Source organism: Photorhabdus kayaii, assembly GCF_025384895.1.
Taxonomy (GTDB): Bacteria; Pseudomonadota; Gammaproteobacteria; order Enterobacterales; family Enterobacteriaceae; genus Photorhabdus; species Photorhabdus kayaii.
This window is the reverse complement of record NZ_JAJAFZ010000056.1, coordinates 1-17,599: the sequence shown is the minus strand read 5'-3', so window position 1 is coordinate 17,599 and position 17,599 is coordinate 1. Positions and strand designations below refer to the sequence as shown.

At 43.4% G+C, this 17,599-nt stretch carries 17 protein-coding genes, 1 pseudogene and 1 riboswitch; of the genes and pseudogenes, 10 read left to right on the top strand and 8 right to left on the bottom strand.

Going from position 1 to position 17,599, the window contains the following annotated elements; all coding sequences use genetic code 11:
* Positions 1–44: 44 nt before the first annotated feature.
* The gene (gene plsY, locus LGZ98_RS17850) at positions 45–701 is read right to left on the bottom strand and encodes a glycerol-3-phosphate 1-O-acyltransferase PlsY (protein ID WP_113042415.1); all 657 of its coding nucleotides are present in this window, start codon (positions 699–701) and stop codon (positions 45–47) included.
* Between the two features lie 106 nt (positions 702–807).
* Here plsY and folB point away from each other — a divergent pair, with 106 nt between their 5' ends.
* Both folB and bacA read left to right on the top strand, forming a co-directional pair.
* Complete coding sequence (gene folB, locus LGZ98_RS17845) at positions 808–1,158, top strand: bifunctional dihydroneopterin aldolase/7,8-dihydroneopterin epimerase (protein ID WP_113042414.1); 351 nt, start codon at positions 808–810, stop codon at positions 1,156–1,158.
* A gap of 176 nt (positions 1,159–1,334) precedes the next feature.
* On the top strand, positions 1,335–2,153 hold the full coding sequence (gene bacA / locus LGZ98_RS17840) for an undecaprenyl-diphosphate phosphatase (protein ID WP_113042477.1): 819 nt from the start codon (positions 1,335–1,337) through the stop codon (positions 2,151–2,153).
* A 65-nt stretch (positions 2,154–2,218) separates the two neighbouring features.
* Here bacA and LGZ98_RS17835 read toward each other — a convergent pair whose 3' ends face one another.
* On the bottom strand, positions 2,219–3,469 hold the full coding sequence (locus tag LGZ98_RS17835; RefSeq protein ID WP_113042412.1) for a multifunctional CCA addition/repair protein: 1,251 nt from the start codon (positions 3,467–3,469) through the stop codon (positions 2,219–2,221).
* A gap of 15 nt (positions 3,470–3,484) precedes the next feature.
* A complete protein-coding gene (locus LGZ98_RS17830; RefSeq protein ID WP_113042411.1) occupies positions 3,485–4,105 on the bottom strand; it encodes a TIGR04211 family SH3 domain-containing protein in 621 nt (206 codons plus the stop codon).
* Positions 4,106–4,366: 261 nt separating this feature from the next.
* Between LGZ98_RS17830 and LGZ98_RS17825 the strand changes: the two genes are divergently transcribed.
* From LGZ98_RS17825 to LGZ98_RS17800, 6 genes are all read left to right on the top strand, one after another.
* On the top strand, positions 4,367–5,305 hold the full coding sequence (locus tag LGZ98_RS17825) for a CYTH domain-containing protein (RefSeq protein WP_113042475.1): 939 nt from the start codon (positions 4,367–4,369) through the stop codon (positions 5,303–5,305).
* A 33-nt stretch (positions 5,306–5,338) separates the two neighbouring features.
* Positions 5,339–8,194, top strand: coding sequence for a bifunctional [glutamate--ammonia ligase]-adenylyl-L-tyrosine phosphorylase/[glutamate--ammonia-ligase] adenylyltransferase (gene glnE / locus LGZ98_RS17820; protein ID WP_228900565.1), 2,856 nt, complete (start codon positions 5,339–5,341; stop codon positions 8,192–8,194).
* Between the two features lie 85 nt (positions 8,195–8,279).
* Positions 8,280–9,704, top strand: a complete 1,425-nt coding sequence (gene hldE / locus LGZ98_RS17815; RefSeq protein WP_113042407.1) for a bifunctional D-glycero-beta-D-manno-heptose-7-phosphate kinase/D-glycero-beta-D-manno-heptose 1-phosphate adenylyltransferase HldE — start codon at positions 8,280–8,282, stop codon at positions 9,702–9,704.
* Between the two features lie 601 nt (positions 9,705–10,305).
* On the top strand, positions 10,306–10,977 hold the full coding sequence (locus LGZ98_RS17810; RefSeq protein ID WP_112878316.1) for a CsgG/HfaB family protein: 672 nt from the start codon (positions 10,306–10,308) through the stop codon (positions 10,975–10,977).
* A gap of 21 nt (positions 10,978–10,998) precedes the next feature.
* A complete protein-coding gene (locus LGZ98_RS17805; RefSeq protein ID WP_113042405.1) occupies positions 10,999–11,358 on the top strand; it encodes a DUF4810 domain-containing protein in 360 nt (119 codons plus the stop codon).
* Complete coding sequence (locus LGZ98_RS17800; RefSeq protein ID WP_113042403.1) at positions 11,355–12,023, top strand: DUF799 domain-containing protein; 669 nt, start codon at positions 11,355–11,357, stop codon at positions 12,021–12,023. Before LGZ98_RS17805 ends, LGZ98_RS17800 begins: the two co-directional genes overlap by 4 nt.
* A 79-nt stretch (positions 12,024–12,102) precedes the next feature.
* On the opposite strand, the gene ubiK is transcribed toward LGZ98_RS17800, so the two are convergent.
* On the bottom strand, positions 12,103–12,390 hold the full coding sequence (gene ubiK, locus LGZ98_RS17795; protein WP_112895539.1) for a ubiquinone biosynthesis accessory factor UbiK: 288 nt from the start codon (positions 12,388–12,390) through the stop codon (positions 12,103–12,105).
* A 136-nt stretch (positions 12,391–12,526) separates the two neighbouring features.
* A riboswitch (FMN riboswitch) is annotated at positions 12,527–12,705 on the top strand.
* Between the two features lie 140 nt (positions 12,706–12,845).
* Between ubiK and ribB the strand changes: the two genes are divergently transcribed.
* Complete coding sequence (gene ribB, locus LGZ98_RS17790; protein WP_113042401.1) at positions 12,846–13,499, top strand: 3,4-dihydroxy-2-butanone-4-phosphate synthase; 654 nt, start codon at positions 12,846–12,848, stop codon at positions 13,497–13,499.
* A 194-nt stretch (positions 13,500–13,693) separates the two neighbouring features.
* Positions 13,694–14,479 (top strand): 4,5-DOPA-extradiol-dioxygenase, encoded by a 786-nt coding sequence (gene ygiD / locus LGZ98_RS17785; protein ID WP_113042399.1) that lies wholly within the window; start codon positions 13,694–13,696, stop codon positions 14,477–14,479.
* A gap of 14 nt (positions 14,480–14,493) precedes the next feature.
* On the opposite strand, the gene LGZ98_RS17780 is transcribed toward ygiD, so the two are convergent.
* From LGZ98_RS17780 to LGZ98_RS17760, 4 genes and pseudogenes are all read right to left on the bottom strand, one after another.
* A complete protein-coding gene (locus LGZ98_RS17780; RefSeq protein WP_113042397.1) occupies positions 14,494–14,742 on the bottom strand; it encodes a CopG family ribbon-helix-helix protein in 249 nt (82 codons plus the stop codon).
* 284 nt (positions 14,743–15,026) lie between these two features.
* Positions 15,027–15,406 (bottom strand): annotated as a pseudogene (tssD, locus tag LGZ98_RS24320) (type VI secretion system tube protein TssD); the annotation flags it as partial.
* 109 nt (positions 15,407–15,515) lie between these two features.
* On the bottom strand, positions 15,516–16,676 hold the full coding sequence (locus LGZ98_RS17765; RefSeq protein ID WP_113042395.1) for a glutathionylspermidine synthase family protein: 1,161 nt from the start codon (positions 16,674–16,676) through the stop codon (positions 15,516–15,518).
* Between the two features lie 6 nt (positions 16,677–16,682).
* On the bottom strand, positions 16,683–17,390 hold the full coding sequence (locus LGZ98_RS17760; RefSeq protein WP_113042394.1) for a DUF1190 family protein: 708 nt from the start codon (positions 17,388–17,390) through the stop codon (positions 16,683–16,685).
* Between the last annotated feature and the right edge of the window lie 209 nt (positions 17,391–17,599).

Below are 17,599 nucleotides of genomic sequence, written 5' to 3'. Positions count from 1 at the left end.
GACCAGTAACTCAATGAGTTGCTGGTTTTTATCCAGTCTTGTTGTTAATCTTCTTTTCTTTGTTCTTTTTCTGTTCGGTTTTTTTCTTTTTCGGCCATCTCTTTTTTCTTTTTTAGCTTGTTCCAGAGACGATTTTCTTGGCCGCGCCACAGACGCTGGATATTATCATGGTGACGTAGTAACACCAGACAGCAGAGCATGGCTACGGGGAAAGTAAATTCGGGTTTAAACCACCAGACATAGAATGGTGCTATCAAGGCACTGACGATGGCCCCTAAAGAAGAATAGCCGCTCAATAATATGGTCAGTAGCCAAGTACCCATCATCAAACCTGTCAGATCCCAACCAATTGCCGCAATAGCACCAAAAGCAGTTGCGACACCCTTACCGCCTTTAAATTGGAAAAAGATCGGGTAAATATGGCCGAGACAAGCAGCGATTGCTGTAATTCCTAAATAGAAAGGGGGAACATAGAATTGATAAGCCAACCAGACGGGGATCATCCCTTTTAGAACATCACAAATTAGTACTATTGCCGCAGTACTGCGGCCACCAATTCGCAATACATTTGTCGCGCCTGGGTTGCCTGAGCCATGTTGACGAGGATCAGGTAGCCCAGCCAGGCGACAAATAAGTATTGCGCTGGAAATTGAACCGCAAAGATACGCGAAGATGATCATGCCAAGCGCGATAGCACTCATAATGTCTCCCCAATAATAATGGTCGTTTTCTTAGACTAGTCATGGATAATACGCATATTTAGTCGGAAGTGGTATCCGACAAGTTGAAAAACAGGAAAATGACGTGATGGATATCGTGTTTATTGAGGAGTTAGTCGTTGTTACCACAATTGGTGTTTACGACTGGGAACAGACCATTAAACAGAAGTTAGTGTTCGATATCGAAATGGGATGGGATAATAAACGCGCATCTTCCAGTGATAATGTCGAATATTGTCTGGATTATGCCAAAGTTAGCGAAGCGATTATCAGTCATGTAGAAAATCAGAATTTTGCTCTGGTTGAAAGAGTGGCTGAAGAGGTAGCGGATCTACTGTTAAAACGCTTTAATTCGCCGTGGGTACGGATAAAAGTGAGTAAACCGGGTGCTGTCGCACAGGCTTGTCAAGTGGGTGTTATTATTGAAAGAAAAAAATAATCTGATCAGTAGTGAATTCAGCTGCCATATTATTGTCATTGTTCTTACATAGACTGGCGTGCAGTAGTGCCAGGCTTGATAATCATGTTAATTGATTAATGACAATGGGAATAATGGTAGCTGGGGTTATTCCATGCTACTTGTTTCGGGTATTTATTAATGGGCGACCTCTCTATATGACTGACCTTTCCACCTTGTTTCATGCAGCGGTTCTTGGTGTTGTTGAAGGGCTAACTGAATTTCTTCCTGTTTCCTCTACCGGCCATATGATCATTGTTGGCCATCTGTTGGGATTTACTGGCGATAAAGCTGAAACATTTGAAGTTATTATCCAACTTGGATCTATCCTTGCTGTGGTAGTCGTGTTTTGGCGTCGCTTGTTTGGACTCATTGGCATCCACTTTGGTGAAGTTCCTCATGAAGGTAAAACCAATGGCAAACTGAAACTGAGCCATATTATTTTGGCAATGCTACCTGCGGTGACACTTGGGTTGGTGTTCCACGATGTCATCAAATCACTGTTTAACCCACAAAGCGTGATGTACGCCTTGGTTATTGGTGGTGGGTTGCTAATTACAGCAGAAATCTTGAAACCTAAAACACCAAAAGCAGAAGGGCTGGATGATATTACTTATCGTCAGGCTTTTATGATTGGCTGTTTTCAGTGTCTGGCTTTATGGCCGGGATTTTCCCGTTCAGGTGCGACAATTTCTGGTGGAATGCTGATGGGGGTTAATCGTTATACTGCATCAGAATTCTCGTTTATTTTGGCTGTACCGATGATGATGGGAGCAAGTGGATTAGATTTATATAAGAGCCTGCACTTTTTGAGTGCTTCTGATATCCCAATGTTTGTTGTTGGTTTTGTTACTGCATTTGTTGTCGCGTTAGTCGCCATTAAAACTTTTCTGGCATTGATTAAGCGTATATCTTTTATCCCATTTGCTATCTACCGCTTTATTGTGGCAGCCGCTGTGTACTGGGTATTTATGTAGTGAATGGTTCCCCCTGATATCAATTTAACTCAAATATTGCCTAGTGTTTGATATCAGGGGATGTTTCAGGTAACAGTATTGTCTTGAGCTGTATCGTCTTGTTGTTTCCATTCCGCCAATGCGTGCTGACGCTGACGTCGTAACTCATGACCAATGTCAGCGCCACGTAATCCACTGTCTACAATATTTTTCACCTGAACTTGGCTGGCAACTTTGAATGCCTGTCGCAGATAATCACCTTGTGGATAGGGGGTATCTTCAAAACCGATACGACCCCGCGCATCGGCTTCACTGATGATAACTAATTGCTCTATTCGCTGAGGTTTACGCCATGCATCAACAGCATCAAACAACTTAAGTAATGTTTTCGGCCGCAATTGAGCGACGGTATGCACTAAATCATGATACTGAGCAGCTAGTTTTGCCAAATCACGAACAGAATTAGGAACACGCAGACGTTGGCATAATTGGTCAACTAACTTAACACCTGCTGGCCCATGTCCATAATGGTGAGGCCACTGTTCTGGTGGTGTCAGCCCTTTACCAAGATCATGGCATAGAGAAGCAAAACGACTATCGACTTCATTTGTTAATTCAGTCGCTACTTTCAGCACCATTAACGTATGAATACCGGTATCAATCTCAGGATGCCACTTCTCTGGTGCGGGAACACCAAACAAATTATCAATTTCAGGAAACAACACCTCCAATGCACCACAATCACGTAAAACCTGAAAAAAGACCTGAGGGGAAGGGCTAGCAAGGGCTTTCTCGGTCTCTTTCCAGACACGTTCTGGTGTGAGTACTGATAACTCGCCGTTGGTTGCCATATTTGACATTAATGCTTGTGTTTCGGGAGCGATGGTAAACCCTAAATGGGCGAAACGAGCGGCAAAACGAGCTACTCGTAATACCCTTAATGGATCTTCAGAGAAAGCATCAGAAACATGGCGTAGAATACGATTGTTCAAATCATCAACACCATGATAAGGATCGACCAGTTCACCAGCGGGTGTTTGAGCGATCGCATTAACTGTCAGATCACGACGCTGCAAATCGTCTTCCAGTGTGACATCCGGCGCTGCATAACAAGTAAAACCCATATATCCCAGGCCGGATTTTCTCTCAGTGCGTGCTAAGGCATACTCTTCATGGGTTTGGGGATGCAGGAACACCGGAAAATCTTTGCCAACTTGCTGATATCCTAGGGATAACAGCGTTTCTGATGTTCCACCCACAACGACCCAATCCCGCTCTTTTACAGGAAAATTTAGCAATCGGTCACGTACTGCGCCGCCAACCAGATAGATTCTCACCTAACATGTTCCTTATCAACTCATCCAACGGTCATTACGCTTACGGCGAGGGATCATATGTGGCAGTAATAGCCCAAAGATTAAACCAGCGCCTGCAACACCACCGCCATACATAAACCATTGCAGAATGATATTACGTTGTTTGTCATCAAGCTGTAGATTTGCAGCATCCAGCTTTTTTTCTGCTACCGTCAGTTTGTTTTTTAACCTCTCATTCTCTTTTTTCAGTTCTGCAACAATGCTACTACTATTGGCCGCCTTTAGTTGCATGTCGGCAGTGCGCTGATTCCAGCTATTGTCTATATTGGCTAACTTCTCCGTCAATGTTTTCACTTCCTGTTCCAATTCTGGGAGGCGGGTGCGTAAGCTTGGTTTATTACTGAGTTGGTTAACAGGTAGCCAGACAAGGCGGCCTTTATCATCTTTAACTTGAGCGTAATTACTATCCCGATTGATGCTTATCAATGTGACTTCATCACCGGCATTCAGTGTACCGGCAATACGATACTGGTTACCCGGCCCGGCGTGTGTGTAGGTAGATAACTCATCAGATACATAGCGCTTTCCTTCCGCGTGGGTAGTGAGCGAAAAGCTGAGGCTTATTAATGCCGTGAGAAGTAAATGTAGTTTTCGCATTGTGATTTCAACCGTTTTTTATCTATGGTGAGTTTAAAATTTGATAGTAAAGAGTTAAGTTTGCTAGAGCAATCAGTAAACCAAAATGACATTCTTCTAATTGGTTGAATACGGGGCTTGTTATCTGTTGAACGAAGCATTTCTTGTTAATGACTATCATAACTTGCAGAAAAGGGAAATTTTAATTTTTTTCTTACTCATCGTAGCAAAAAGCGAAATCAAGGTAAGATGAGAGCAAAGATTGTCATCAACGGTGTAGATATGAGTGTAGAAATTGAATTAAAACTTATCGCCAAACCACAAGTTATTCCTACAATTCGCCAGCAATTATTGTTATTTCCGCATTACTATTTTTCTCCCAAAAAGTTGACCAATATCTATTTTGAAACGTCGGATAATCAACTGCGTGGTCTTGATATGGGGTTGCGGATACGTGGTTTTGATGATCAATATGAGATGACGGTTAAAACAGCGGGTAAGGTGGTTGGCGGTTTGCATCAGCGACCGGAATATAATGTGCCGTTGGCAAAGCCGGAACTGGCATTGACTCTGTTTCCACCGCACATCTGGCCTGACAACTGTGATGTGGAAGCATTGCAATCCCGTTTGAATGCGTTATTCAGTACTGACTTTATGCGTGAAAAGTGGGTGGTGACTTATGGACAAAGTGAGATTGAAGTGGTGCTTGATCAGGGAGAAATTATTGCAGCCAATCGCAAGGAGCCAATCTGTGAATTTGAACTGGAGTTAAAGCAAGGAATCATAGCCGATGTATTAGCATTGGCGGTTGAGTTGGCAAAATCAAATGGCTTGCGGCAAGGAAATAGAAGCAAAGCGGCCCGTGGTTATCAATTAGCTCAGGGAAAACCAAAAGCAGTTTGGCCTTCAACTCAGGTGGAAATTGATATGCAGCAGTCATTGCCTTCGGTACTTACGTCAATATTAGCCCATTGGCAGGAGCAAGAGGAATGTTGGCTGGCCGGTTTATCAGACGGTCGAGATGGCTTAAAGCAAGTACTGACTTTGATTCAGCAGACGATCGAATATTCTAGTGAGCCGGAACAGTTAGATAACCAATTAGTTGCTATCAACCAGAAATTATTGGATACGGAAACAGACGCTGAAACGCTATGTTATAGCTCGCTCTATTTGCAATGTAAGTTGGCACTGACTATGTGGTTAATAAATCTATGTGGTTAATAAATCTCTCCGTTTAAATAACAGGAATTCTCTATGTTGCCACTTCCAACTCCGCTTCTGGCCCAGTTACAGCGTGTGACTGAACATTTTCATCAACTAACTTTGAACGTTGAGCCTGTTGCTGCTCATGAGCAGGCCATATTATCCCTGAGCGATTTTGTTGTTGAAAACCTGCAAACTCATCCTGAATGGTTAGCTGAGATCCGCCAACATCCACCTGAAGCGCAGGAGTGGCATCAATATGCTGAATGGCTGCAACAATTACTCGCATCAGTAGAGGATGAAAATGCCCTCATGCGGGTTTTACGCCAGTTCCGTAACAAGATTCTGGTCAGAATAGCCTGGTCGCAAGCGCTACATAGCATGACGACTCAGGAGACACTGCAACAGCTTAGTATGTTGGCTGAAACGTTGATTATTGCTGCCCGTGATTGGTTGTATCAGCGTTGTTGTCAGGATTGGGGAACGCCTTGTAATGAGCGAGGCGAACCACAACCGCTGTTGATTCTCGGTATGGGAAAACTGGGCGGTGGTGAGTTGAACTTCTCTTCTGATATTGATCTGATTTTTGTCTATCCTGAAAACGGTATTACCCAAGGTGGCCGGCGTGAAATGGATAACACCCAGTTTTTTACCCGCTTGGGGCAGCGTCTTATCAAAGTGCTCGATCAGCAAACTGTGGATGGTTTTGTGTATCGGGTAGATATGCGCTTGCGCCCGTTCGGTGATAGTGGTCCATTGGTGTTTAGTTTTGTTGCACTGGAAGATTACTATCAAGAGCAAGGGCGTGATTGGGAACGTTATGCGATGGTGAAAGCACGGATTATGGGTTCGGGCAACCAAGCGTATGGTGAAGAGCTACGCCGGATGTTGAGACCATTTATCTTTCGCCGTTACATTGATTTCAGTGTGATTCAATCCCTGAGAAATATGAAAGGCATGATTGAACGGGAAGTGCGTCGCCGTGGCTTGAAAGACAATATCAAACTGGGGGCTGGTGGTATTCGTGAAATTGAATTTATCGCCCAGGTGTTCCAACTGATTCGTGGTGGACGTGAACTGTGTTTGCAATCTCAGGCGTTGTTACCAACTTTGCAAATAATAGCGCAGTTGACACTTTTACAATCATTGCAGGTGAAACAACTTTCTGACGGTTACCTTTTTTTGCGGCGGTTAGAAAATCTTTTACAGTCAATTAATGATCAACAAACTCAAACTCTGCCAGAAGATGAGCTGAATCGTTCACGACTGACATGGGGCATGGGATTTGAAAGTTGGGACGCTCTGATAATTGAATTGAACAGCAAGATGGGTGCTGTTCGGGCTATTTTTACGCAATTGATTGGCGATGACAGTGATAATAGTGAAGAGGAACCTAGTCATGTACCATTTAAAAGTCTGTGGCTGGAAGAGCTCGAAAAAGAAGAGTTAATCATACTAGCTCCGCACTTGGATGAAGAGATTGCACAGCAGATATTGCATATTATTTCTGTGTTCCGCCATGATGTGGGCAAAAGAACCATTGGCCCTCGTGGGCGTGATGTGCTCGACCATCTGATGCCACGTTTATTGGCAAAAGTCTGTTTGCGGCAAGATGCCAATCAAGATGTCAATATAGTGCTAGATCGGGTTATCCCTCTGTTGTTAAGTATTGTCAGCCGTACAACTTACCTGGAACTGATACTTGAATCGGAAGCTGTACTGACACATGTTATCCGGTTGTGTGCTGCTTCACCGATGATTGCGACTCAGCTTGCCTGCCATCCATTGTTGCTGGATGAACTGCTTGATCCACAGTTTCTGTATGAGCCTTTGCCATTAAATGCCTATAAAGATGAATTGCGGCAATATTTGTTGCGGATACCAGAAGATGATGAAGAGCAACAACTAGAAGCTCTCCGCCAGTTTAAGCAGGCTCAATTACTGAGGATTGCGGCGGAGGATATCACTGGTGTATTGCCGGTGATGAAAGTCAGTGATCATCTCACTTATTTGGCAGAAGCGATTATTGAAGCAGTCGTTCAACAGGCGTGGGGACAAATGGCAAAACGTTATGGTGTTCCATCACATTTGAGTCAGCGGCAAGGTCTGGGATTTGCTGTGATTGGTTATGGCAAATTGGGTGGTTGGGAGTTGGGCTACAGTTCTGATCTTGATTTAGTTTTCCTGCTTGATTGCCCGGTGGATGTGATGACTGATGGCGATCGATCGATTGATGCTCGGCAATTTTATTTGCGTCTTGCCCAACGAATTATGCACTTGTTCAGTGCTCGAACCTCCTCTGGTGTGTTGTATGACGTGGATGTCCGCCTGCGTCCTTCAGGCGAATCAGGCATGTTAGTCAGTACCATCGGTGCGTTTGCTGATTATCAGCAGAATCAAGCGTGGACTTGGGAACATCAGGCGTTGGTACGTGCCCGTATGGTATTTGGTGATGAAAACTTGCATCGGGATTTTGAGCGGATACGCCATCAGACATTATGTACGCGACGAGAACCTGCTTTGTTACGTCAGCAAGTAAGGGAAATGCGGGAAAAGATGCATAAACATTTAGGCAGTCACCATTCAGATCAATTTGATATTAAAGCTGATCCAGGAGGGATCACCGATATCGAATTTATCGCTCAATATTTGGTGCTTCGTTATGCTACTGAAAATGCGCGTTTGGTGAGTTGGTCGGATAATGTACGGATTTTTCAATTAATGGCGGCTTATGAAATTATGGATGAAGATGAGGCTGCCGCATTAACGCAGGCTTACGTTTCTATGCGTGATGAATTACATCATCTGGCGTTACAGACGCTTTCCAGTCGGGTATCAACCCATTGTTTCCGTGAACAACAGGAACGGGTACGTCGTAGTTGGCAACAGTGGTTGGGTGAACAATAACGGGTTTTACTGGTTTGGTGTAGGGATTTTACGGTCGTATGATAATATTTGGCACCAATTTAATATCTAATATTTGGAGCAAGGGATGAAAATAACACTCCCGGATTTTCACTGTGCAGGAGTTTTAGTCGTCGGTGATGTTATGTTAGATCGCTACTGGTATGGGCCGACCAGCCGGATTTCACCGGAAGCGCCGGTGCCTGTTGTAAAAGTCAATACCATTGAGGAGCGTCCGGGAGGCGCAGCTAACGTTGCTATGAATATTGCGGCTCTTGGAGCAAATTCGCATTTAATTGGTTTGACTGGGATTGATGACGCAGCACATGCGCTGAGTGAGAAACTAAGCAGCGTCAAGGTGCGCTGTGACTTTGTTTCTGTCCCAACCCATCCGACAGTGACTAAACTGAGGGTACTTTCCCGTAATCAGCAGTTAATTCGCTTAGATTTTGAAGAAGGTTTCGATAACATCGATGCGCAGCCAATGTTTGAACGCATTGAACAGGCGTTGCCCCATATTGGAGCATTGGTTCTATCTGACTACGCTAAAGGTGCACTGAGTCAAGTTCAGGAAATGATCAAACTGGCAAACGCGGCCAAAGTTCCGGTATTAATCGATCCGAAAGGTAATGATTTTGAGCGTTATCGTGGTGCAACTTTGTTAACGCCAAATCTGTCTGAATTTGAAGCGGTCGTGGGCCACTGCAAGGATGACAATGAGTTGGTTGAGAAGGGTACTCGGCTAGTTAAGGATTTGGATCTTCAGGCATTACTGATCACCCGTTCTGAACAGGGAATGAGTTTGCTGAGTGTTGATCAACCGCCATTACATTTGCCTACGCAGGCGCAGGAAGTGTTTGATGTCACGGGTGCCGGCGATACGGTTATTGGTGTGTTAGCAACGGCGATTGCGGCTGGAAAGCCACTGAATGAAGCTTGTTTTCTGGCGAATGCAGCTGCGGGAGTTGTCGTTGGCAAACTGGGAACGTCGACTGTTTCGCCGATTGAACTGGAGAATGCTATCCGTGGTCGTGCTGAAACGGGTTTTGGTGTGATGACTGAATTTCAGCTTAAACAGGCTGTTGCTGATGCTCGTCAACGTGGTGAAAGGATCGTAATGACTAATGGCTGCTTTGATATTCTGCATGCAGGTCATGTCTCATATCTGGAGAATGCTCGTAGATTGGGTGATCGGTTAATTGTTGCTGTTAACAGTGATGCATCGACTAAACGGCTGAAAGGTGAGAGTCGTCCTGTTAATCCACTAGAACAACGCATGATTGTGTTATCTGCTCTGGGCGCGGTGGATTGGGTTGTGCCGTTTGAAGAGGATACACCACAGCGATTGATTACGGATGTTTTGCCGGATGTATTGGTAAAAGGGGGCGATTATAAATCGGAAGAAATTGCTGGCAGTGAAGAAGTTTGGGCTGCGGGCGGAGAAGTCAAAGTGCTGAACTTTGAAGATGGCATTTCAACAACCAATATCATCAAGGCGATTAAAAATCAGTAAATAATGCTTTAGTTTGTTATTGAAAACAGCTAGAAGATATTACTGCATTGAATGCTGTAGATTATTTATTTGATTATATTATTAGAATGAAAGTCGGGCAGGATATGAAATCTTCCCGGCTATTTTTTATTTAATTTGTGCTTGGTTGAGTGGTATTTCATCATAAATAATATAGATATTTGTAATATCGTGTGCGAGTAATTTAATTAACGATATGATTATCATTAAAATATTTTAATTATAATTTGATTTAGTATAATTTTATTCTCTGGATGATAAGGAATTAATCAGAAGAAGTGTGATGTAACAGATAGTTTTTTATCTTTGTGGCATAAAATGCTGGTCACATAACGCTGGCTTATTCATAATGATTTCTGATGTAAATGATTTTTTAATAAAATATCTTATCTATAACCCAATGGATTTCAAGATGCATCGAGACGGCAAGGGAGTGAATCCCCGGGAGCATAGGTAACTATGTGACCGGGGTGAGCGAGTGCCGCCAACAAAGAGGCAATTTGAAAGATGACGGGTATATAACTTTTATATCTTAAGGTTAGTAGATAAAACGGATAAATTTTTTACGCAGGAATCAGTTCTTATGCAAGGTAAGTTGATTTTATCTTCAATTTGTTTAGCTTCGGCAATATTAGCAGGGTGTACAACTGAATCTTCTAATACCGTCCAGGTACAAAAAGTTAATTCTTATAATACGGTATATCAAGGTGTTCGTAGTCCAATTGCGATCGGTAAGTTTGAAAACCGTTCCAGCTATCAAAATGGCATTTTCTCCGACGGAATTGATCGTCTTGGTAACCAATCTAAAACGATTTTAGTCTCGCACTTACAGCAGACTGGACGCTTTACGGTGCTGGAACGTACTAATATGGCGGAACTGAAAGCAGAAGCGGGTCTACAAGGTAAATCGCAGAAGTTGAAAGGTGCTGCTTACGTTATTACCGGTGATGTAACTGAATTTGGCCGCAAGGAAGTGGGTGATCATCAGTTATGGGGGCTGTTAGGGCGTGGTAAATCGCAGGTGGCTTATTCTAAAGTCATGCTGAATGTGGTGAATGTAGAAACTTCCGAAGTGGTTTTCTCTGTAGCAGGGGCTGGGGAGTATAAATTATCCAACCGTGAAATTATCGGCTTTGGTGGCACTGCCAGCTATGATTCCACACTGAATGGTAAGGTATTGGATTTGGCTATTCGTGAAGCAGTAAACCGTCTGGTTGAAAGTATTGAAACCGGTGCATGGAAGCCATCTAATTAAGAAACATAGGGATATATATTCATGATGTTAATGAAAAAAGCGGGCTTATTGCTGGCAGCTATGACCTTAGCGGGTTGCGTCACGCAGCCAAAAACAATTTATGAGTGGGATAAATACCAACCTACAATTTATCAATATTATCAGCAGGATAAGATAGGGCTTGAAGAGCAGTTACAGGCTTTGCAGCAGGTAATTGAAAGAGCGAAAGCGAAAGATAAACCTGTACCGCCTGGGCTGCATGCACAGATGGGTCTGCTTTATAGCAAAACAGGTCGTGTTTCAGAAGCATTCCATCAGTTTGAAATAGAGAAAAAATTATTTCCTGAGTCAGCGCCATTTATGGACTTTTTATTAAGTAAAAATAAAGGAACTATGCAATGAACCGTATTCTCGTCGCATTAAGTTTATTAGCGGCATTTGTGCTGACAGGATGTAGTAAATCTGTCCCTTATGATTACACTGCATTTAGAGAAAGCAAACCCAAATCCATTCTGGTTCTGCCCGCGGTAAACAAATCTCTGGAAGTTAAAGCAGGGCACAGCCTGATTTCTCATGTGACATATCCATTGGCAGAATCCGGCTATTACGTTTTTCCGGTTGCTGTTGTGGAAGAGACATTTCAGCAAAATGGTGTGACAGCGGCACAGGATGTTCAGAATATCAGTTACAAAAAATTGCATGATATTTTTGGTGCAGATTCAGCGCTCTATTTGGATATTGAAGAATATGGTACTCAATATCAGATTATTAATAGCGATACTCGTGTAACGGCTTCAGCAAGGTTGGTGGATTTGCGTAGTGGCAAGCAACTGTGGCATGGTTGGACAACTGCTTCATCGACTGAAGATCAAAATAGTTCTAATAGTCTTGTTGGCATGTTGGTATCTGCCGTAGTTTCACAGATAGCTAATACCATTATGGATAGAGGTCATGAAATTGCCGGCATTACAAGTAACCGCTTACTGACAGCCGGTGGTAGTCGTAGTTTGCTTTATGGCCCACGTTCTGAGCATTACGGCAAAGAACAGCATTTAATTTCTAATTAAGTGTGGGTGTGGTGATGAGCAGATATGATATCTGCTCATTATCGCGGTTATTTTTATGTAAGGTAATAAAAGGTAATAATTATTCTTCTTTTGCCGTGTTATCAGCAGATGGAACATACTTATTTTCAAACTTCGCTTCTAGTTCATTTAAACGCTGCTCCATCGCGGTCAATTTTTCACGAGTACGTAACAGAACCTGAGTTTGGATATCAAATTCTTCACGATTCACTAAGTCAAGCTTGCCAAGTTGGGATTGCAAAATCATCCGTAATTTTTTCTCTACATCACCACCAAACTCTTTAACCCCCTTTGGCAAAGAATCTTGGATCTGGCGGGCAATTTGTTCAATTTTTTTTGGATCGAGCATGATGCATCCTTTTTATGACATAAATAATTCCTGAATAGTGTAATACCAGATAGTAAAACCACAAACCATTGTGAGCTAGGTTTCACATTTGATTTTGTCGATTGCCGCCGACAAATATTAGCGTTATAGTTCACTGGCTTATCTCAGGGCGGGGTGAAAGTCCCCACCGGCGGTAAACATCAGTCTATCTTTTTGGTGGCATGATGAAGCCCGCGAGCGCTCCGTTTGTGGTTATCTTTTATGATAAAACGGAGGTCAGCAGATCCAGTGTAATTCTGGAGCCGACGGTGATAGTCCGGATGGGAGAGAATAACGGCATCTGTCGGGCTCTGTGCTCGTCTGTTGTTCCGGCTATGGCATTTAATATTGTGTTACGAAATATTATGTCATAGCGAGAACTCCTCAAGACCGCCCTGATTCTGGTAATCCATAAATTTTAATGAGGTTTCTTTACCATGAATCAGACGCTACTTTCTGAATATGGCACATCATCAGAACGTGTTGAACACGCCATTAACGCTTTGCGTGATGGAAGAGGGGTGATGGTGCTGGATAATGAAGATCGTGAAAATGAAGGTGATATTATCTTTGCGGCCGAAACAATGACTGTAGAGCAAATGGCACTGACTATCCGTCATGGCAGTGGTATTGTCTGCTTATGTCTGACAGAAGAGCGCCGCCAGCAATTACAATTGCCCATGATGGTAGAAAATAACTCTAGTTCGTTCCAGACTGCATTCACTGTAACCATTGAGGCCGCTCAAGGGGTGACGACGGGGGTTTCTGCGGCTGACCGCATCACGACCATTCGTGCAGCGATTGCAGATAATGCCAAACCCAGTGATTTGAACCGTCCGGGACATGTTTTTCCACTGCGCGCTCAACCTGGTGGCGTGTTGGTTCGTCAAGGGCATACTGAGGCAACAATTGATTTAGTCAGTTTGGCCGGTTTTAAACCCGTAGGTGTATTGTGCGAATTAACCAATAATGACGGTTCAATGGCGCGTACCCCGGAGGTAGTGCAATTTGCGAAACTACATAATATGCCGGTAGTCACTATTGAGGATCTGGTGATTTATCGCCAGGCAATAGAGCAGAAAGCAAGCTGAAACCTAATTGTTTAATAACTGGATGAAATATCAGTTATAACCTACACGTTCTCTAAAGTCACAGTTTACGCAAGCTGTGACTTTTCAGTTTTTTTGAAAAACTCCATCACCGTTAGCCCACTGTTTTGCTTATCTGAAAGGCGTAACCTGTCTGCAAGTATTAAAATTACCTATATTTGGCGTGAGAGGTCATTATGAATATTTCCAGAATGCCGGCACTGTTTATTGGTCATGGCAGTCCAATGAATGTACTGGGAGAAAATCGCTATATCAATGTGTGGCGTGAACTTGGTGAAAGACTGCCTGTACCCAGAGCGATTCTGGCGATTTCTGCTCATTGGTATACCAATGGCACAGCAGTAACCGCCATGAGTCAACCGAGGACTATTCATGATTTTCGTGGTTTTCCACAGGAATTGTATGAAATTCAGTATCCGGCTAAGGGCTCGCCTGAATTGGCCGCTTTAGTGCAAGAGATGCTGGAACCTGTGGAAGTTTATGCCGATCATCATCAGTGGGGATTGGATCACGGGACTTGGGGCATTCTGATTAAGATGTATCCTCAGGCCAATATTCCAGTGATTCAACTGAGTATAGATGATGCCAAGCCAGCGACGTATCACTATGAATTAGGGAAAAAGCTGGCTGTTTTACGAGATGAAGGTGTTTTAATCCTGGGGAGTGGTAATGTGGTACACAATCTTAGTACCATGAAACGGCAGGAACCTGATGCTGACCCGTATCCTTGGGCAGAAACATTTAACCGTTATGTGCGTGATAACCTTACCAGTTATGAGCAACCTTATCCTTTGATTCATGCACTGGACAGAGAAGATGGCCTATTATCGAACCCATCTCCTGAACACTTTTTACCGTTGCTGTATATCATGGGAACGTGGGATAGAAAAGAAACGGTTTCCATTCCTGTAGATGGTATTGAGTCTGGTTCGCTAAGTATGTTGTCTGTGCAGGTTGGTTGAATTGAACGTTCTGATTATGATGTTTTCAGCTTGAATGCAAAATTAATAACATCTGAATGATTCACAATACGACCTGTATCGACATCCGCGAGGCCAGCCAAAATCATTTGGTGGCGATGTTCACGTTCCTCAATCATTGAGGTAAGAGCCTCTTTAATGATCCACGATTTTGAGCGGTCTAACTCTTTGGCTAAATCGTTTATAGCTGTAGCTAGTTTGATAGGTATCTGTGCGGTAATCGTCTGTTTTGCTGATATGGACATAAGAGCTCCCAATAAAAACCAATAATAGTTATTGAACACTATAGCATCAATAACGGTCAGATTCTTTATTTTTTAAGGCTTGATAGCTTACCGGTGATACAGGGATTTGTGTGAAAATGCATTGATGTTTCATCACCAAAAATTTCATTGGTTCAATTATCTTTGTGTTATATACCCTATGGATTTCGAGATGCATCGCGGCGGCAAGGGAGTGAATCCCCGGGAGCATAGATAACTATGTGACCGGGGTGAGCGAGTGCAGCCAACAAAGAGGCAACTTGAAAGATGACGGGTATAGATTCATTTTCTGATATTGCTATGCCTAATAGCGGAGATGATTTGTCTATAGGTTTAGTAATTGAGATAGGTGTGTGATTAACATTTTGTTCTCTACTAATATCATGGTCGAATGAATAAACATAAATTTCATTTTCATGACCTGTTTGATATTTATACCCTATGGATTTCAAGATGCATCGCGACGGCAAGGGAACGAATCCCTGGGAGCATAGGTAACTATGTGACCGGGGTGAGCGAGCGCAGCCAACAAAGAGGCAACTTGAAAGATGACGGGTATATTACCTATGGAATCATAGGTAGAACAACCACTGGATATAAGCCCTTGTTTTTTGCCTGTGATAGTTAAATATATTGTGTTCGCCATAGTATTTACCTTTATTATAAATTTATAAGGGTACAAAGTTTCTTCACTGGATGTTTAAGGGAGGAGTTTGGGGTATTTAACTCTGTTCCTCATTCCTCCCTATTGGGAATTAATCCAAAATAATATGTGGATAGAAGCGAGATAAATCCTGAGTTATGAGTTCACTGTCTTCCCGCAAACCAATACCGCAAGGCTGATCATTTACCAGCCAGCTACCAATTAGCGTATAATTGTCACCGAATTTTGGTAGTGTATGAAATTGCTGAACGATCATACCTTCTTTACCGTAAGGGCCATCAACACTGGCAATTTCCTTGCCCTTTTCAATAATACGGATATTAGCCCCTTCCCGTGAGAACAGCGGCTTAATAACATAGCTATCCATTGCCGGATAATTATCATCGGCAAAATAAGCGGGTAGCAGGTTTGGATGATTTGGAAACATCTTCCACAACATCGGTAGCAATGCTTTGTTGGAGATAATACTTTTCCAAGCGGGCTCTAACCAACGAACGCCAGCATCTTCCAATTTGGTCGCGAAAATTTCACGGAACATCAATTCCCAAGGGTAGAGTTTGAACAGATTGCTGATCACTTGGTCTTTTAGATCTGTAAATTGTCCTTTCTCTCCCAAACCGATATCTTCAATAAATAAGAACTCGGTTGGAACACCGGCTTCCAGCGCACAATCTTGTAAGTATTGAACAGTACCGCGATCTTCTTCGGTATCCTGACAGCAGGCCATGTGCAGTAAGCCAAAGCCATGTTCATCACGCAACTGAGCAAAGCGTTCAATCAATTGCTCTTGCATGCTGTTGAATTGATCGGCATGTGCTGGCAGTAACCCGGCGTTCATCTGATCTTCTAACCAGATCCATTGGAAAAAAGCGGACTCATACAGCGAAGTTGGTGTATCAGCATTATTTTCCAACAATTTTGCCGGGCTTTTACCATCGTAAACCAAATCCAAACGGGAATAGAGTGATGGCTGGCTGGTAATCCAAGAGCTACGAACAAAATCCCAACAATGTTTTGGGATCTGAAATTTAGTCAGTAATTCTTCACTATCGACAACTTTCTCGACTACCTGCAAACACATTTGGTGTAGTTCTGCGGTGGTAGCTTCGATTTCTTCAATTTGAGCAAGAGAAAACTGGTAATAAGCCTCTTCACACCAGTATGGTTCACCATGCATGGTGTGAAAATTAAAGCCATATTCTATCGCTTTTTCACGCCAGTCCGGGCGTTCAGTAATAGCAATACGTTTCATCCGTGGTTAGCCTCCCATTGAACGAGATGTGGAGCCGGAAGAGGCGCTGCTGCGTTGCATGGCTGACTGTTTTGCAACAGAGTCACCGAAGCCGCCACGGGTAATGGTTGTGGTTGTTGCTGGTTTTGGTGCCATAGCCGTTTTAGGCACTGTCATGGAACGACCACCTGCGGTTGCCTGGCCATAGCTTTTACCCGACGCATCAACGAATTGACCATTTGCTGGGCTGGTGGCGGATTTGGAGCTAAACAGAGGTTGTGATGGCGCTGAACCGCCCCCCATTAGACGCCCCATCATATAACCTGCCATCAGCGGCATCCAGAAGCTACCGCTTTGCTGCTGCTGTGCCTGTGCTTCGCCATTGGTGGCGGTATTGGAAGCAGTGGCGCCAAGGCCAGCTTGTGCCGGGGTTTGAGTACATTGTGCTTCACCAAATTCAGCAATACAGTCTTCTTTGGTGGCATATTTAGGCGCTGTTTTTTCCGCTTCTTTCAACGCATTGTTGTAAGCAGTCGTACATTGCTCACTTTGTGATGGATTGGCTTGAGAGCATTCATCTGCATTCATGTAAAGAGAGACTGTTTCATCACTCTTTTCACAGGCAGATAACATGAAAACCGCACTGACAGCTATCGCCACAGGTGCAAGGCGATAGTTACGCCAAGCCTTACGGAATGTGTCGTGATTAATATCTTTGGTCCGTTTTATTGTCATCGTCGTATACCCAGATTTTATACCCGTTATCTTTCAAGTTGCCTCTTTGTTGGCTGCACTCGCTCACCCCGGTCACATAGTTACCTATGCTCCCGGGGATTCACTCCCTTGCCGTCGCGATGCATCTTGAAATCCATAGGGTATAGATGTCTATGATTCTTTATGAAATAGCTTTAAGGATAGGGGAAATATGAACAAAATTAAAGCAT

Bases quoted from the DNA above. Each gene is read 5' to 3' on its own strand.
- LGZ98_RS17805 (WP_113042405.1), top strand. From the start codon at position 10,999: ATGATGTTAATGAAAAAAGCGGGCTTATTGCTGGCAGCTATGACCTTA.
- folB (WP_113042414.1), top strand. From the start codon at position 808: ATGGATATCGTGTTTATTGAGGAGTTAGTCGTTGTTACCACAATTGGT.
- LGZ98_RS17760 (WP_113042394.1), bottom strand. From the start codon at position 17,390: ATGACAATAAAACGGACCAAAGATATTAATCACGACACATTCCGTAAG.
- ubiK (WP_112895539.1), bottom strand. From the start codon at position 12,390: ATGCTCGATCCAAAAAAAATTGAACAAATTGCCCGCCAGATCCAAGAT.
- hldE (WP_113042407.1), top strand. From the start codon at position 8,280: ATGAAAATAACACTCCCGGATTTTCACTGTGCAGGAGTTTTAGTCGTC.
- plsY (WP_113042415.1), bottom strand. From the start codon at position 701: ATGAGTGCTATCGCGCTTGGCATGATCATCTTCGCGTATCTTTGCGGT.
- LGZ98_RS17830 (WP_113042411.1), bottom strand. From the start codon at position 4,105: ATGCGAAAACTACATTTACTTCTCACGGCATTAATAAGCCTCAGCTTT.
- LGZ98_RS17825 (WP_113042475.1), top strand. From the start codon at position 4,367: ATGAGTGTAGAAATTGAATTAAAACTTATCGCCAAACCACAAGTTATT.
- ygiD (WP_113042399.1), top strand. From the start codon at position 13,694: ATGAATATTTCCAGAATGCCGGCACTGTTTATTGGTCATGGCAGTCCA.
- glnE (WP_228900565.1), top strand. From the start codon at position 5,339: ATGTTGCCACTTCCAACTCCGCTTCTGGCCCAGTTACAGCGTGTGACT.
- LGZ98_RS17810 (WP_112878316.1), top strand. From the start codon at position 10,306: ATGCAAGGTAAGTTGATTTTATCTTCAATTTGTTTAGCTTCGGCAATA.
- LGZ98_RS17780 (WP_113042397.1), bottom strand. From the start codon at position 14,742: ATGTCCATATCAGCAAAACAGACGATTACCGCACAGATACCTATCAAA.
- bacA (WP_113042477.1), top strand. From the start codon at position 1,335: ATGACTGACCTTTCCACCTTGTTTCATGCAGCGGTTCTTGGTGTTGTT.
- LGZ98_RS17800 (WP_113042403.1), top strand. From the start codon at position 11,355: ATGAACCGTATTCTCGTCGCATTAAGTTTATTAGCGGCATTTGTGCTG.
- ribB (WP_113042401.1), top strand. From the start codon at position 12,846: ATGAATCAGACGCTACTTTCTGAATATGGCACATCATCAGAACGTGTT.
- LGZ98_RS17765 (WP_113042395.1), bottom strand. From the start codon at position 16,676: ATGAAACGTATTGCTATTACTGAACGCCCGGACTGGCGTGAAAAAGCG.